The organism is Streptomyces sp. NBC_00988, from assembly GCF_045162645.1.
Taxonomy (GTDB): Bacteria; Actinomycetota; Actinomycetes; order Streptomycetales; family Streptomycetaceae; genus Streptomyces.
In genome coordinates this window covers 8,425,654-8,440,753 of sequence record NZ_CP108730.1, presented here as the reverse complement: position 1 = coordinate 8,440,753, position 15,100 = coordinate 8,425,654, and the positions used below count along the sequence as shown (strand labels likewise).

Annotated in this window: 13 protein-coding genes; 5 read left to right on the top strand and 8 right to left on the bottom strand. The window is 67.9% G+C overall.

The window, feature by feature from the left end:
- Positions 1 to 7: 7 nt before the first annotated feature.
- Complete coding sequence (locus OG496_RS38865) at positions 8 to 3,136, top strand: NACHT domain-containing protein (protein ID WP_405974197.1); 3,129 nt, start codon at positions 8 to 10, stop codon at positions 3,134 to 3,136.
- 70 nt (positions 3,137 to 3,206) lie between these two features.
- On the opposite strand, the gene OG496_RS38860 is transcribed toward OG496_RS38865, so the two are convergent.
- A complete protein-coding gene (locus OG496_RS38860; protein WP_078652542.1) occupies positions 3,207 to 3,398 on the bottom strand; it encodes an acyl-CoA carboxylase subunit epsilon in 192 nt (63 codons plus the stop codon).
- 56 nt (positions 3,399 to 3,454) lie between these two features.
- Positions 3,455 to 5,038: an acyl-CoA carboxylase subunit beta gene (locus OG496_RS38855; protein ID WP_366490145.1), complete on the bottom strand. Its 1,584-nt coding sequence runs from the start codon at positions 5,036 to 5,038 to the stop codon at positions 3,455 to 3,457.
- A 411-nt stretch (positions 5,039 to 5,449) separates the two neighbouring features.
- On the opposite strand from OG496_RS38855, the gene OG496_RS38850 reads away from it, so the two are divergent.
- Positions 5,450 to 6,058, top strand: a complete 609-nt coding sequence (locus OG496_RS38850; protein WP_366490144.1) for a YceI family protein — start codon at positions 5,450 to 5,452, stop codon at positions 6,056 to 6,058.
- On the opposite strand, the gene OG496_RS38845 is transcribed toward OG496_RS38850, so the two are convergent.
- On the bottom strand, positions 6,045 to 7,115 hold the full coding sequence (locus tag OG496_RS38845) for a DNA glycosylase AlkZ-like family protein (RefSeq protein WP_405974196.1): 1,071 nt from the start codon (positions 7,113 to 7,115) through the stop codon (positions 6,045 to 6,047). The genes OG496_RS38850 and OG496_RS38845 overlap by 14 nt on opposite strands.
- A complete protein-coding gene (locus OG496_RS38840) occupies positions 7,108 to 7,914 on the bottom strand; it encodes a DUF6461 domain-containing protein (RefSeq protein WP_405974195.1) in 807 nt (268 codons plus the stop codon). The genes OG496_RS38845 and OG496_RS38840 overlap by 8 nt, the downstream gene beginning before the upstream one ends.
- 183 nt (positions 7,915 to 8,097) lie before the next feature.
- Here OG496_RS38840 and OG496_RS38835 point away from each other — a divergent pair, with 183 nt between their 5' ends.
- A complete protein-coding gene (locus OG496_RS38835) occupies positions 8,098 to 10,275 on the top strand; it encodes a tetratricopeptide repeat protein (protein WP_405974194.1) in 2,178 nt (725 codons plus the stop codon).
- Here OG496_RS38835 and OG496_RS38830 read toward each other — a convergent pair.
- Entirely contained in the window at positions 10,266 to 10,685 is a 420-nt protein-coding gene (locus OG496_RS38830) for an ATP-binding protein (RefSeq protein ID WP_405974193.1), read from the bottom strand. The two genes, OG496_RS38835 and OG496_RS38830, sit on opposite strands and share 10 nt — an antisense overlap.
- A 112-nt stretch (positions 10,686 to 10,797) precedes the next feature.
- Here OG496_RS38830 and OG496_RS38825 point away from each other — a divergent pair, with 112 nt between their 5' ends.
- The gene (locus tag OG496_RS38825; protein WP_405974192.1) at positions 10,798 to 11,616 is read left to right on the top strand and encodes a helix-turn-helix domain-containing protein; all 819 of its coding nucleotides are present in this window, start codon (positions 10,798 to 10,800) and stop codon (positions 11,614 to 11,616) included.
- Positions 11,616 to 11,870 (top strand): DUF397 domain-containing protein, encoded by a 255-nt coding sequence (locus OG496_RS38820; RefSeq protein WP_405974191.1) that lies wholly within the window; start codon positions 11,616 to 11,618, stop codon positions 11,868 to 11,870. Before OG496_RS38825 ends, OG496_RS38820 begins: the two co-directional genes overlap by 1 nt.
- On the opposite strand, the gene OG496_RS38815 is transcribed toward OG496_RS38820, so the two are convergent.
- Genes OG496_RS38815 through OG496_RS38805 form a run of 3 tightly spaced genes read right to left on the bottom strand, consistent with a single transcriptional unit; the run spans position 11,857 to position 15,091 of the window.
- Positions 11,857 to 12,612 (bottom strand): ABC transporter permease, encoded by a 756-nt coding sequence (locus OG496_RS38815; RefSeq protein WP_405974190.1) that lies wholly within the window; start codon positions 12,610 to 12,612, stop codon positions 11,857 to 11,859. The genes OG496_RS38820 and OG496_RS38815 overlap by 14 nt on opposite strands.
- Positions 12,609 to 14,141, bottom strand: coding sequence for a hypothetical protein (locus tag OG496_RS38810; RefSeq protein WP_405974189.1), 1,533 nt, complete (start codon positions 14,139 to 14,141; stop codon positions 12,609 to 12,611). The genes OG496_RS38815 and OG496_RS38810 overlap by 4 nt, the downstream gene beginning before the upstream one ends.
- Positions 14,138 to 15,091 (bottom strand): ATP-binding cassette domain-containing protein, encoded by a 954-nt coding sequence (locus OG496_RS38805; protein WP_366490131.1) that lies wholly within the window; start codon positions 15,089 to 15,091, stop codon positions 14,138 to 14,140. The genes OG496_RS38810 and OG496_RS38805 overlap by 4 nt, the downstream gene beginning before the upstream one ends.
- Positions 15,092 to 15,100 lie beyond the last annotated feature (9 nt).

Below are 15,100 nucleotides of genomic sequence, written 5' to 3'. Positions count from 1 at the left end.
TGCCACAATGAACGCTCTTCGGTTCGGCAAGGGGGACGGGATGAGCGCGGAGGCGGCGGCACTGCGTCTGGGGACGACCGTGGTGAAGGCGGCGGCGCAGACGTGGCTGGGAGGCAAGCGGCGCGAGCAGGAGCGCCGGCTGCCGATGGACGATCTGGTACGGCTGCGGGTGTCGGGCCTGCGCCAACAGCGCAGCGTCCAGCGCCAGTTCGAGGAGATGGCCGACACGGTGGCCGCGCGGATCGAGCCGTTCCTGGCCCAGGAGTTCCGCGGCCTGGACGAGAGCGGCCGCGAGGCGGCGCTCAACGGCGTGTGCGACACCTTCGCCCGCGCCGACCTCTCCGACGAGGCGGTCCTGGCGGCCGACGCGCAGCCGGCCGAACTGATCCGCCGCATCACGGCATCGGTGAACCCACCGGTCGGCCTGAACGAACCCGAGACGCGCCTCTACGAACTCCTCTTCAGCGAGTGCTGCGAGTACTACGTCAGCATCGTGCGGACCCTCCCGGTCTTCGAGGAGCGGACCCTGGCCGAACTCCTGGCCCGCACCAGCTCGTTGAGCGACCGGGTCGCCCGCGTCCTCGAACGCCTCCCCGACCGCTCCCTGTTCGCCCCGGACGGCACCGACCAGGACCAGGAATTCCGCCGCTGGTACATGGAGTTGGTCAGCAACACCCTCGACGAGGTGGAACTGTTCCGCCGTACGTCCGACCGCGCGGCCGCTCAGGTCCGGCTGTCGGTGGCCTACGTCAGCCTGCGCGCCACCGGGGACGACGGCACCCGCCGCCGCACGGCCCGCGCACTGCCCCTCAGGCCGGACCTGAGCGGCTGGGAGGAGTCCGGGACGGAGAGTTCCGGCATGCGGGTGGAGTCGGCGCTAGGTGGGGCGTCCAGGGTCCTGCTGCGCGGCGAGGCCGGCTCCGGCAAGACCACACTGCTCCGCTGGCTGGCGATCACGGCGGCCCGGGGCGCCTTCACCGCCGAACTCGCCGACTGGAACGGCCTCACGCCCGTCTTCGTCAAGCTCCGCGAGTACAGCGGCCGTTCGCTCCCCAAGAAGCCCGAGGAACTGCTGGACGGTGTCGCCGGGAACATCACCGGCATCATGCCCAGGGGCTGGGTGGAACGCCAACTGCGGGACAACAAGGTCCTGTTGCTGGTCGACGGAGTGGACGAGCTGCTCGGCTCGGAACGCCGATCGGTACGGGACTGGCTGCGCAAGCTGCTCGCGACGTACGGCGGCATACGGGTGGTGGTGACCTCACGTCCGACCGCCGCCGGGGCGGACTGGCTGCGCCGGGAGGACTTCACCGCGCTCCACCTGGACCGGATGACACCCCCGGACCTGGCCGCGTTCGTACGGCAGTGGCACGAGGCCGTCCGCGAACTGGGCGACGAACTCCCCTGCGGTGTCGACGAGTTGCCGCGTTACGAACAGTCCCTGCTCAACAGCCTCAAGGACCGCGCCCACCTCCAGTCCCTGGCGGGCACCCCGCTGCTGGCCGCGATGCTCTGCGCGATGCACCTGAACCGGGGCAGCCAACTCCCCCGGGACCGGATGGAGTTGTACCGCAACGCCCTGCACACCCTGGTCCACGACCGAGACGCCGACCGGAACGTACCGAGCGCGCTGAACAGCAAGCTGAGCCTCGGCGACAAGCTGGTCGTGCTGCGGGATCTGGCCTGGCGCCTCTCGGACAACAACCGCAGCGAGATCGCCCTGGACCAGGCCGCCGTCCACGTCGCGGCCAAGCTCTCGGCGATGCGGCACCTGGAGGTACAGGACGGCCACGGGGTCCTGGAACAGTTGCGGGACCGCTCCGGGATCCTCCGCTCCCCCGTCGAGGGGCGTCTCGACTTCGTCCACCGGACGTTCCAGGAGTACCTTGCCGCCGAGGAGGCCACGGAGGAGGACCGGATCGGCAACCTGGTCGGACGGGCCCACCTGGACCTGTGGCGCGAGACGATCATCATGGCTGCGGGGCATGCCAACTCCCGTCAGCGGCAGGAGTTGTTGGACGGGATCCTGGATCGGGCGGAGGCTGAGCCCAGGTATGCGCGGGTGTTGCGGTTACTCGCGGCTTCTTGTCAGGAGACGTTACCGACGATTCCGGACGAGTTGGCGGGGCGGCTGGACGAGGCGATGTCGGCGCTGCTTCCGGCTCGCCGGCGCACGGACCCACCGGCGCTGGCGGCTGTGGGTCCGAGCCTGCTGCGGCGGTTGCCCCGTTCGCTGGGCGAGCTGACGGAGAAGGCCGCGAGACAGACAGTGCGGACCGTGGCGATGGTCGGCGGCAAGGAGGCGTTGGCGTTGATGGTGGGGTACACCGAGGATCGGCGCTACTTCGTCGTCGACGAAATCATCAAGGCGTGGGCGTACTTCGATGCGGACGCCTACGGCGAGCAGGTTCTGGGCGGGCTGCCGCTGGTGGGACACCTCGTAAGTCTCACGCACTCCCAACAGTGGCGTGCAGTGACCCGGTTGAAGTCCATCACGTCGCTGTCGATCCAGTACCCGCTCCCGGCGCTCGCTGCTATGGACCAGCTCCCACCCCTGTTGGGTCTGTTGGTCACCAACCTCCGTGGCCCAGGAGACCTCTCGGTGCTGACGGCCCACCCACATCTGGAGTGGTTAACGGTCCAGGGGCGAGGAAAGCTGCACGGCCTCGAATCCATGGAGAACTTGGGGAAACTCCTCCACCTAGGGCTCGGTCGCGGAGGAACTGCCGGCCTCGACAATCTGCGCCTTGGGCCGGCCACGTCCCGGCTAAACCTTTACAAGCTGAGTGGGTCCAGCGACCTAACCACTTTGGGAAGTTTCCCCGATGTCGAGAACCTTCTTCTGTCGACCGCGAGCACGTGCACGCTGCGTGGCCTGAGCAGCGTCTCCGCCATGCCCGGGCTCCACGACCTCACCCTCAGCGGCATGCACTTGACAGAATGGCTGACAGTACGTGAACCCCTTCCGGCCGAACTGCGGAAGCTCACGCTGAAGGACTGTGACGTGCCTGTTGACTCCCGCGCCTACCGCGACCTCAGTTCCCTCGACTCTCTGAGTCTCAGGTCCTGCTGGTCCCCTGACGGCGACCCCATCACCGCCCTCGACCTCCCGATCAAGAACCTCAGCATCACCTGACCCGCAAACGCCAACGACCCCACCCTCCCGCAGGAAAAGTGGGGCCGCAGTAAGCGCGTTGAACCGGTGCTCAGTGCCAGCTGTGCGGAGCCCGGAATCCACCCTCGCGCTCCAGCCGACGCCAGCCGGCCTTAGGAAGCGGACGGTGGGCCGGAGCTTCGGCAGGCGCGGCCGCCGCGCGGGCCAGGAGGATGGCCGTGATGGCGGCGACTTCCTCGGGCTCGGCGTGGCCCTTCTCGACACGAATGTCAGGGGTGCTCATAGGTTCAGTCTCCGTGGCTGAGGTTTCCGCGCGGGTGGCGCGGAGGGTCCGCTGGGTTACTGCGGGGGGTTGCCGTGCTTACGCGAGGGCAGGTCGGCGTGCTTGGTGTGCAGCATCGCTAGCGACTTGATGAGTACTTCGCGGGTCTCGGCGGGGTCGATGACGTCGTCGACGAGTCCGCGCTCAGCCGCGTAGTACGGGTGCATCAGCTCGGACTTGTACTCCTTGACCATGCGCGTCCGCATCGCCTCGGGGTCCTCGGCGTCGGCGATCTGGCGGCGGAAGATGACGTTGGCGGCACCTTCGGCGCCCATCACGGCGATCTCGTTGGTGGGCCAGGCGTAGGTGAGGTCGGCGCCGATGGACTGGCTGTCCATGACGATGTAGGCACCTCCGTACGCCTTGCGCAGGATGAGCGAAATCCTCGGCACGGTGGCGTTGCAGTACGCGTAGAGCAGCTTCGCTCCGTGCCGGATGATTCCGCCGTGCTCCTGGTCGACGCCGGGAAGGAATCCCGGAACGTCCAGGAACGTAACGATCGGAATGTTAAAAGCGTCACACATCTGGACAAAGCGCGCAGCTTTTTCGCTGGCCTCGATGTCCAGGACGCCCGCGAGGGTCTGCGGCTGGTTGGCGACGATGCCGACGACCTGGCCGTCGAGGCGGGCCAGCGCGCAGATGATGTTGCGGGCCCAGCGCTCGTGGATCTCCAGGTAGTCGCCGTCGTCGACGATCTCCTCGATGACCTTGGTCATGTCGTACGGCCGGTTGCCGTCGGCCGGGACCAGGTCCAGCAGGATCTCCGAGCGGCGCTCGGCCTCGTCGCTCGACTCGGCGCGGGGCGGGTTCTCGCGGTTGTTCTGCGGGAGCATCGACAGGAGGTAGCGCACCTCGGCGAGGCAGGTCTCCTCGTCGTCGTACGCGAAGTGGCAGACGCCGGAGGTCTCGGCGTGGACATCGGCGCCGCCGAGGCCGTTCTGGCTGATCTCCTCACCGGTGACCGCCTTGACGACGTCGGGGCCGGTGATGAACATCTGCGAGGTCTCGCGGACCATGAAGACGAAGTCGGTGAGGGCCGGGCTGTAGGCCGCGCCGCCGGCGCACGGGCCGAGCATGACGCTGATCTGCGGGATGACACCGGAGGCCTTGGTGTTGCGCTGGAAGATGCCGCCGTAGCCGGCGAGGGCGCTGACGCCTTCCTGGATACGGGCACCGGCACCGTCGTTCAGGGAGACCAGGGGGGCGCCGGCCGCGATGGCCATGTCCATGATCTTGTGGATCTTCGTGGCGTGGGCCTCGCCCAGCGCGCCGCCGAAGATCCGGAAGTCGTGCGCGTAGACGAAGACCGTGCGGCCCTCGACCGTGCCCCAGCCGGTGATGACACCGTCGGTGTACGGCTTCTTGGCCTCCAGGCCGAAGCCCACGGCGCGGTGCCGGCGCAACTGCTCGACCTCGCGGAAGGACCCGGGGTCGAGGAGCAGGTCGATGCGCTCCCGGCCGGTCAGCTTCCCCTTGGCGTGCTGCGCCTCGGTCGCCTTCTCGCTCGGGCCGGCCAGTGCCCGCGCACGGATCTCGTGCAGCTCGGCCACTCGCCCACGCGCGTCAGTCGGCTCACCCGGCGCCTCATCCAAAACGGTCATGTACTGACCCTACGAAGGGGACCGAGGAAAGGGCGCCGTCGACTCTGCACAGTCTCCGGACCGTTTTCCTGGTACCCCTGAACAGAACCTCACCGGCATGCAGCCGTTCCGACTGCTCACGGGGCATGCTGGTTGTAGGGGTTACACAAACCCGACAGCTGAGAGCCACCTCACATTCATGTGCGGCGGATGCCATCTCCGGAGTGATTCGCGAGTGATTCCCGGAGCGGTTCTCGCGTTGCCGGGACCGCCAGGAGAGCGTACTCGTAGTAGTTGGCGCAACACCCTGCGGATGATGTTGAAAATTGAATGGAATAGGTCTACGGTCCTTCGTGTTGGCATCGTTGAACGTTCAACAGATTCATCCCCGCATCACCCCCGCACCACTCCCGTCCCCTTTAGGAGCACGTCATGGGCATCTTCGGCCGCAAGAGCGACGAGACCGACACCACCTCGGCCCCCGCCGCCGTCAACCCCGACCTGGCCGCGCTGACCGGCGACTACAGCATCGACCCGTCGCACACCACGCTCGGCTTCACCGCCCGCCACGCGATGGTCACCAACGTCAAGGGCAAGTTCCTCGACTTCACCGGCACGCTGCACCTGGACGGCAGTGACCCGGCCAAGTCCACCGCGTCCCTCGACGTCAAGATGGAGAGCATCGACACCGGCTCGCCGGACCGTGACGGTCACCTCAAGAGCGCGGACTTCTTCAAGACGGACGAGTTCCCCACGATGACCTTCCGCTCCACCTCCGCCGAGTCCCTCGGTGGCGACGACTACCGCATCACCGGTGACCTGGAGATCCTCGGCACCACCAAGCCGATCACCATCGACCTGGAGTTCAACGGCGCGGCGAAGGACCCGTTCGGCAACGAGCGCGTCGGCTTCGAGGGCAAGGCCGAGATCCTGCGCTCCGAGTTCGGCCTCACCTGGAACGCGGCGCTGGAGACCGGTGGCGTCCTCGTCTCCGAGAAGATCAAGCTGAACTTCGACATCTCGGCGATCAAGAGCGCCTGAGCTTGAGCCAGACCGCCAGATCCTCGATCTCGGCGTCCACGGCATCGGCGATGCTCCGGGTGAACTCCACGTCCTGATGGACGGCGTTCACCAGGAGCACGCCGGCCTTGCGGTCGGCGGTGGCGTCCAGCTTCCCGACGAGCCGGTCACCATAAAGAATCGGCAGGGCGAAGTAACCCCAGCGGCGCTTCTCGGCCGGCTTGTACATCTCCAACTGGTAGTCGTAGCCGAAGAGTTCGGCGGTGCGCTTCCGGTCGTGAATCAGCCGGTCGAACGGCGAGAGCAGTGCGGCCCGCCCGCTGAACGGCCGCTCCAGGTACGCCGGATCGACCCGCCACTCCCCCTTCACCCCTTCCACGACGGCCGGTTCGCCGGCCTCGCCGACGACAGCGGGTTCGACCGGGAGTGCGGTGCCGGTGGCGCGGGCGATACCGAGGGCGTGCAGCCGCCGTTCGTTACGCAGGCGGCGCGCTTCGTCGAGCGGCACGGCGGGTTCGTCCGGGTAGACGCGTGCGGCCAGGTCCCACAGCCGCTCCCTCCCCGCGCGCCCCGCGATCGCGACTTCCCCCCTCAGCACCATCAGCTCCAGCAGCTGACTGACGTTACGGTTGTGCGTCCACCCCGACGACTTCCACGGCACCGCGCACGTGTCGGGCAACTCCCTTGAGGTGAGCGGCCCTTGACCACCGAGCCGTTCGAGGATGTCGCGGCGGCAGGCGTCGTTGGCGACGACCCACTCGCGATAGTGCTTCGACTCCCTTTCCCATACGGCCATGTCGGCGCGGTACAGCGCCAGGTCCTCGCTCGGGCGGATCATCGCGCGGAGTTCGAGGAGGGTCCGGTCCTTGAGCGCCGCCGTCAGCTCGTCCGGCGCGTACGACGAGCCGAGGCGGCTCCAGGCGACCAGGTCGGCGTTGGGGGCGATCGCTGCGATCGGGTCGATCTGGAGCAGGGTCAACTGGCGTACGACCGCGTGGAGTTCGGTGGGGGGGTGGGCGTCGAGGAGTTGGGCCTGGATGGCGATCCGGCGGGCTTGGGGGCGGGTGAGTTCATGCATGGGGGCTCCACTCGACGCGTGCGGTGAGGTGGTGTGCCCCTCGTTGCCACCACTCGGGGTCGGTGGCCCGCTCGTACTCCTTGCGCAGGCCGGCCGGGATCAGGCGCAGGTGTGTGTCGGGCAGGGGTTTGCCGTTGGCTGCGGCCCACGCGGAGATCTCTTCGAAGTCGGGGGCCGGTGAACCCATGATCGCGTACACCGGGAGGGGGTCTTCGGCGAGTACGGAGCGGGGCAGGGAGAGGCCGAAGCGTTCCTCGAAGATTGCCAGGCCGAGGCGCTTGCGGTCTTCGTAGTCATCGATGCCGATGCCGGGATCGCGGTAGGTGTCTCCGTCCGGGCGCAGGATCCCCGCGGCCACGAGGTCGGGCAGGAGCAGATCGGGTTCGTGCCCGTAGCGGTGACTCTCCTCGCAGAGCCCGAATCCGCAGACGGTGCGGCCGTCGCGCGCGTACAGGACGGTGGTGGGCGGGTGCTCCGAGTTGTAGTGGTAGTGGACGGCTTCCACGCCGTCCCGCGAGACCTCCGCCAGCCGGTCGAGGTAGGGGCCGTACGTGATGGCGAACGCCCAGCCGGCGTCCTCGCCGACGCGGATCACGGCGCTGCCCGGCCCGCGGTCGGGGTAGGCGTCGATGTCGAGATCAGCCACCTCGGCGTCGGTCATCGGCTCCGCCCTCGCCCCGAGGGGAGCGCCCAGGCGGAGCGCCAGTTCCTCGACGCCGATGCCGCGGGCGAAGTGGACGTCCAGCATCCATCCGGAGCTCGACGTAGCACCCACCAGCCACTGAATGTCGTCGCCCATGTGCCGCCCCTTTCCGCAACGAACAGACGCCCTGCCTGTGTCTGTTGACCCTAGGACGACCCACTGACATCCCGGGCACTATGGGTACGGCAGTGGGTGGTGTTGCGTGGGGACGAGCGGTGGGCGGGTCGAGTGGGCGACGGGGATTACTTCGATTTTCGGGGCGGTACGTTCCACGGGCCCGTGACGGGGAAATCGGAGTCCCCGCGTGCGGCCCCCTCCCCCACGGCGCTGTCCGCGCTGCCGGCCGCGCCCGCCGTTTTCACTGGTCGTGAGGACGAGATGGCCGAGCTGCTGGGTGCGCTTGATCCCGGGGTCGGCGGGGGTTCCGAGTCTGTTGTCATCTCCGCCGTCGCGGGTCTCGGCGGCGTCGGAAAGACCGCGCTGGCGTTGTGTGTTGCGCATGCGGCGCGGGGGCGGGGTTGGTTTTCCGGGGGTGCGCTCTTCGTCGATCTGCGGGGGTACGACGAGGTTCCGGTGACGGCAGATCAGGCGGTGCTGGCGTTGTTGCGGGCGCTGGGGGTGGGGGATGCGGATCTGCCGCCTACGGCTGATGAGCAGTACGCGCGGTATCGGGGCGAACTGAGTTCCCGTGACCCGGTGTTGATCGTCCTGGACAACGCGTCCGACCCGGCCCAGATCGCTCCCCTGTTGCCGGGAGAAGGGGGCGGGCATCGGGTTCTGGTGACCTCCCGGGAGGTCCAGGACTCGCTTCCGGTACGGCAGTTCAGGGTCGACGGGCTGTCGCCGGACGCGTCGCGGGACTTGATCGACCGGTCACTACGGCGGTACGACCCCGGGGACCGTCGGGTTGCGGATGAGCCGGAGGCTGTACGGCAACTCGCCGAACTGTGTGGGCACTTGCCGCTCGCCCTGCTGATCGTCTCCGCGTTGCTACGGCGGCGTCGGCTGCGGCCGGTTTCCACGCTGGTCGAGGAGTTGCGGGCCGCCGAGGATCGAGTACGGGCGTTGCGGGCGAAGGGGGTTGACCAGTACGGCAAGGAACTGAGTCTGCGGCCCGTGTTCGACGTGATGTATGCGCGGATGGAGCCTGAACTCGCCAGGGTTTTCCGGCTGTTGGGGCAGGCGCCGGGGGACAGTATCGGGCTCGGGGTCGCGGTCGCCCTGACCTCGCTGGAGCGGGAGCGCCTGGAACCGCTCCTTGACGAACTAGCCGCTGTCTCGCTCCTCGCCCCGTTCCCGGGTGGTGAGCGCTGGGTGATGCATGACCTCGTACGGCTCTACGCCCAACTCGTCGCCGTCGAGGATCCCGGGGCGCAGGAGGAAGTGGCCGAGGGCCGGAAGAGGTTGCTGGAGGCCTACCTCCAACTGCTCGTATCCGCCAAGGCTCGCGTCGAGGGGATCCCTGAAGAGGCATCCCAAGATCACTTCAACACACGCGAACTCGCCCTGAACTGGCTCGACTCCGAGCGTACGGGACTGCTGGAGATCGCCCACTGGACCGACGGCGAGGACAAGGGGCGGCCCGGCTCTCTACTGATCGCCCTGTACCTGGACAGCTACCTCCTCCTTCGCCGTGCTTTCGACGACTGGGCCACCGTGGCGAAGGCCGCATATGAATCCGCCTGCCGGGTCCACGACTCCTGGGCCGAGGCCAGGGCGTCAGGTGCTCACGGCGTAGCCCTGTTCCATCTGCGGCGGTTCGAGGAGGCCGAGACCGCCCAGCGCCGAGCCCTGCGATTGTCCGAGGACTCCGGCGACACCGAGGGAGAGGCGATAGCGTGGGACCGCATCGGAGTCGCGCTGGGAGCGCTCAGACGGTATGACGACGCGATGGCTGCCCACTATCGCAGCCTGCGGATGGCAGCCCGCATCGGCTTGTTGCGGCAGACAACCAGGGCACGCATCAATTTCGGCGCTGCCCTGACTGAGGCGGGTAGCACGGAAACGGCACGCGCCATCTTCGAAGAAACCCTGGCCATCCACGTGGAACTCGGCGACGAAAGAGGCGAGGCAGCAGCCCATGACGGTCTAGGCGTCACCCTTCTCAGGCAGGGCCGCCACGAGGAGGCCGTCACCGCCTTCGTCCGTGTTCTGGGGCTGTGCGCCGAATCCGGCGACTGGTACCACCGGGCCAACGTCTGGAACAGGCTGGGGCGGACCTGGAACGAGTTGGGGTTGCATGACGAGGCGCTCGGAGCCCACACCCGGGCACTGAACTGGTTCGCCTTTTTTCGCGACCGTCTTGGAGAAGCCCTGGCCCGGGCCGGCATGAGCACCGTGCTTCTCCAGCTCGACCGCACCGAGGAGGCACTGTCAGCCAGGCGCCAAGCCCTGGATCTGTTGCAGGAGTTCGGCGACGAGCCCCACATCGCCGCGATCCTCGACGCTCAGCCATAACCCACCGCGAACTCGCACCACACCACCTTCCCCGGCGCCCGCTCCCCCACCCCCCACTTGTCCGCGAGGACGGAGACCAGCATCAGGCCCCGGCCGTCTTCCGCGTGGAGGTCCCGGTACGGGGTCCTGACCTTGCGGAGTTCGCCGGTGCCGCTGTCGTGGATCTCGATGCGGAGGACTCCGTCGAGGTGGATGCAGAGGCGGAGGGCGAGGCCCCGCCCCGGTGGTACGCCGTGGAGGATCGCGTTGGTCGTCAACTCGCTTACGCAGAGCAGGACATCGTCGGTGCGGTCGGTGATCCCCCAGTCCGCGAGGGTGTTCCGGGTGAACGTGCGGGCCAGCGCGACTGATCTGCGGTCGCGTCGGTAGAACGCCTCGCGGGTGTGGCCTTGTTGGAGTTGTTCGTTCATGGGGCCACTGTCACAGGCAGTCACTATCGTGGGTCAGTGAGTGAGGTCGTATTTGTTTTCTCTACGACCTGACTACGACGACTTCGGGTGTGCGCGGGGGAAAGGGACACGCATGCAATCGGCGAAGAGGCCCAAGAAGGTCGGTACTTGGCAGGCGGTCGGCGGGCTCGTCGCCCACTTCCGGAGGCAGGCGGGGCTCACACAGGAGCAGTTCGCGGAGATCGCGAATCTGCACGTTGACACCATCAGGTCCATCGAACAAGGACGGCTTGCGCTGCAGGAGCATCGGGCGATCGAGTTCGATGAACTGCTGCACACGGGTGGGGCGTTGTTCGCCCTCGTGGACAAGTTGCCGGTGCGGGAGCGGATGCCGCAGTTCGCGCAGGGGTTAGTCGACATCGAGCAGAGCGCAGTCAGCATCCTCTCGTATCAGACACAGATGATTCCCGGCCTCCTTCAGACGGAGGACTACTGCCGTGCGTCCTTCGAGAGCCGCTTCCCGCGCTTCGAGGACGAGACGGAAGAGCAATGGGTGTCCTCGCGGATGGAGCGGCAGAAGATCTGGCAGCGCAAGCAACCGCCGTTCGGTCACTTCATCTTGGAGGAGTCGATCCTGCGGACGGCCCTCGGCGGCCCTGAAGTCATGCGAGCGCAGGTCCGTAAGTTGCGGGATGCCTGCGACCTCGTTCACATGGGGATCCAGATCATGCCCATGGGGCGTGTACCGCACGCGGGTCTCGCTGGGCCCATGATCCTGTTGGAGACACCCGATCACGATCACGTGGTCTACCTGGAGGTGCAGCGCGCAAGTTTCCTGGTGGACGATCCGGACGAGGTCAGCGTCTATCAGCTGAAGTATGGAATGCTGCGGTCACAGGCCCTCTCTCCCGACGAGAGTGCGCGCCTCCTGGACAGACTGCTAGGAGAGTGATGAACACCGCAGCACGGCAGCACTTGGCGTGGTTCAAGTCCAGCTACAGCGGCAGCGAGGGCGGCGAATGCATCGAAGTCGCTTACGCCTGGCGGAAGTCCAGTCACAGCAGCAACGAGGGCGGGGACTGCATCGAAGTCGCCGCCCACCCCGCCGCCATTCACGTTCGTGACTCCAAGGTCGCCGCCGGGCCCATCCTCACTGTCTCGCCCGGGACTTGGAGCGAGTTCCTCGGTCAGGTCACGCGTCCCTGATCCTGAACGCCGCTCCCCCGACCGCCAACAACCCCACCGTGTAAGCCGCCAGCACCCCCAACCCCGGCCACGGAGCGATCGCCAGCCTCTCCAGGTTCTTTGTCGCCTGGATGGAGAGGGCCGCCGGCATGGGGGTCCAGCGTTGTAAACGGTGTTGCCAGGTCGGGGAGTTGACCAGGCGGGACAGGATCGGGATTACGTAGAGGATGCCCAGGCCGAGGGTGATCGCGCCGCCCGTGTCGCGGAGCAGGGTCGCCAGGGACAGGCCTAGCAGCGTCACCAGGACAAGGATCAGGATCGAGCCTGCCGCCGCTCGGAGCGTCGCGGTGTCCGTGGGGCCCGGGAGGATCAGGCGGGACAGGCCCAGGGCGGACAGTACCGCCAGTGCTCCCGTCACCGCCGTCAGCAGGGACAGCGTGGCCGCCTTGGACGCCAGGACCCGCCACCGTCCCGGCATCGCCGTGAGCGTCGTGCGGATCGTGCCCGTGCTGTACTCCGCGCCCATCGACAGCACACCCAGCACCAGGCACACCGACTGGCTCAACTGGACGCCCGTGAGGCTCAGTTTGACCGTGTCCTCGTGGCAGGCCGTCGGTGACGGGCACACCTGGGTCGTGAGCGACGAGGCCGCCGCCGCGCCGACCGCCGCCGTCAGGGCGACCGTTGCCGCCAGGAGCCACCAAGTGCTGGGCAGCGTACGGAGTTTGGTCCATTCGGCGTGCAGCGGATCGAACCACCTCATGCGTCCCGCCTCCTGAGCGTCCAGGCCGCCAGGAGCAGGGCCGCCGCCGCGTAGGCCGCCAGGACCGCCAGGCCGTGGTAGGGGGTGAGGGGGTAACAACCGCTCTCCGGAAGGCAGTTGTGGTGGACCTGCGGGTAGTACGTGACCCCCTGCTGGATCGCGAAGGCCGCCGCCGGTGTCACCCTCAGCAGCCACTGCGCCGCGGGAAGCGGCAAGGCCACGGAGAGGATCTGCGGGAGGAGTACCAGGACCACCACCGTCGCGATCGTGCCCGCGCTGCTGCGCAGCACGACTCCCACGGCCAGGGCCAGGACCGCGACCAGCGAGAGGAGTACCGCGCTGCCTGCGACCGCCCTCAGTGCCGGGTTCTCCAGGAGGGAGAGGTCGGGGAACGCGGGGGGCTTGAAGCCGTTGGAGCGGAGTGTTTTCTGCGCCAGGGTGAAGCCGATTGCCGTGGCCAGCAGGCCTGTTGTGAAGGTGACGGCTCCGATCACCGTCGTCTTCGCCGCCAGTACCTTCAGTCGGGACGGCGTCGCCGTGAACGTCGTACGGATCAGGCCTCGTTTGTACTCGCTCGTCACGAAGAGCGTGCCCAGGGTGGCCATGAAGAGGAGGCCTACGAACACTCCCTGGAAGCTCATCTGGACCATGTCGGGGTTGTTCTCGTCCGGGGCGATGTCTCCCTGGCCGGTGAGGGTGTAGACGCCCGCCGGGGTCACCGTCGACGCGCCCGGCCGCGTGCTCCCCGGCGGGGCGTCGGGGGCGGGGGCGCCGACGTCCGTGGCCGTCCAACTGCCCGCACCCGACGTGCCGGTGAGGCTGAGGTGGTCGAAGGTGCCGGTGGCCTGGCCGCTGCCCGACACCGCGCTCGTGCCGCCGAAGGACCGATGCACGACCTCACGGTTGGGAGACGCCACAAACACCCCCACCTGAACCGTCCTCCCCAGCCCCCCGACCCCCACCTCCCCAAGCCGGGTCCATTTCTCACCGTCTACCGACCCATAGCCGGTTAGTTTTCCCCCCAGCCTTTTCAACCGCAGCCACTGGGGAGCCTTCGCCAGATCGCTGCCCGGCCCCGCCATGTCGTGGGTGAAGTTCCACTGCATACGGACCCCGTGCGCGGGCGTCGCCAGCACCGCCGCGTACGGCGCCCCCTGCTTCAGGCTCGCCTTGACGATGATCCCGGCCTTGGTCCAGGGCTCCAGCGACTGCCCGGACGCGCTCTTCAAGCCGGTGACGCGAAGGGTGACCGTACCGTCGCCGGTCAACGGCCGGTGGACGAATCGGAAGGAGTCGTTGACGACCTCGCCCCCCGGCCCGAGGACGACCGGCGGTCCACCGCCCACAGTGGACCCACTCGCCCCCAACTGGCAGACCACGACCACGACCACACCGGCGATCGCCAACACCGCCGCCCAGACCCTGACCGTCCAGAACTTCGCCCACTCGGCCCGCAGCAGCCGCCCGAAGCCGGCCCGGGCGGGATGGAGGGCGGAACGGTACGGCGGAACCGTCCTGGTCGTCGTCACCGGGTCACCTCGTCTACCTCTTCGGCGGGCGTGGACGTGAACTCGACGGCATCCCGGGTGAGTTCCATGTAGGCCTCCTCCAACGAGGCCCGATGGGCGCCCACTTCGGCGAAGGGGACCCGGGAGGCGGAGAGCAGCTCCACGACCCGTTCGGCGGAAAGACCGGTGACGGTCAGGACGTCGCGATCGACGACAGCGACCGTCCCGCCTTCCCGGGCCAGCAGTTCCATCGCTTCCGTACGACTGCTCGTGCGCAGCCGCACCCGGTCGCCGGAGGCCGCCGCGAGGAGATCGGCCACGGCGGTGTCGGCGATCAGACGGCCCCGCCCGATGACGACCAAGTGGTCGGCGGTGTCCTCCAGTTCGCTCATCAGGTGACTGGAGACGAGGATCGCCCGGCCCTCGGAGGCGAGATGCCGCAGGAGGGTCCGGATCCACTGAATCCCTTCGGGATCAAGGCCGTTGACCGGCTCGTCGAGGAGCAGCACCGGAGGATCGCCGAGCAACGCGACGGCTATACCGAGCCGTTGACGCATACCGAGCGAGTAACCCCCTGCTCTCCGCCGCGAGGCCTCCTCCATCCCGACCTGTTCGAGCACCTCGTCCACGCGCCGCATGGACAGACCGTGGGAGTGGGCCAGCCACCGGAGATGGTCACGCCCCCGCCGGCTGGGATGCAGAGCGGCCGCGTCGAGGAGGGCACCGACCTCCAACAAGGGGGTACGCAGGGCGTGATAGGGCCGCCCCCCGATCAACGCCTGCCCCCCGTCAAGGGCGTCCAGCCCCAGCACGGCCCGCATGGTGGTGGACTTCCCCGCGCCGTTGGGACCGACAAAGCCGGTCACCGTACCGGCCTCGACCCTGAAGGACAGCCCATCGACAGCGAGCGTCCGCCCGAACCGCTTGCGCAGGTCCCGGACTTCGATGCTTGCATCGGTTGTGTGACTCATGTTGAGGGA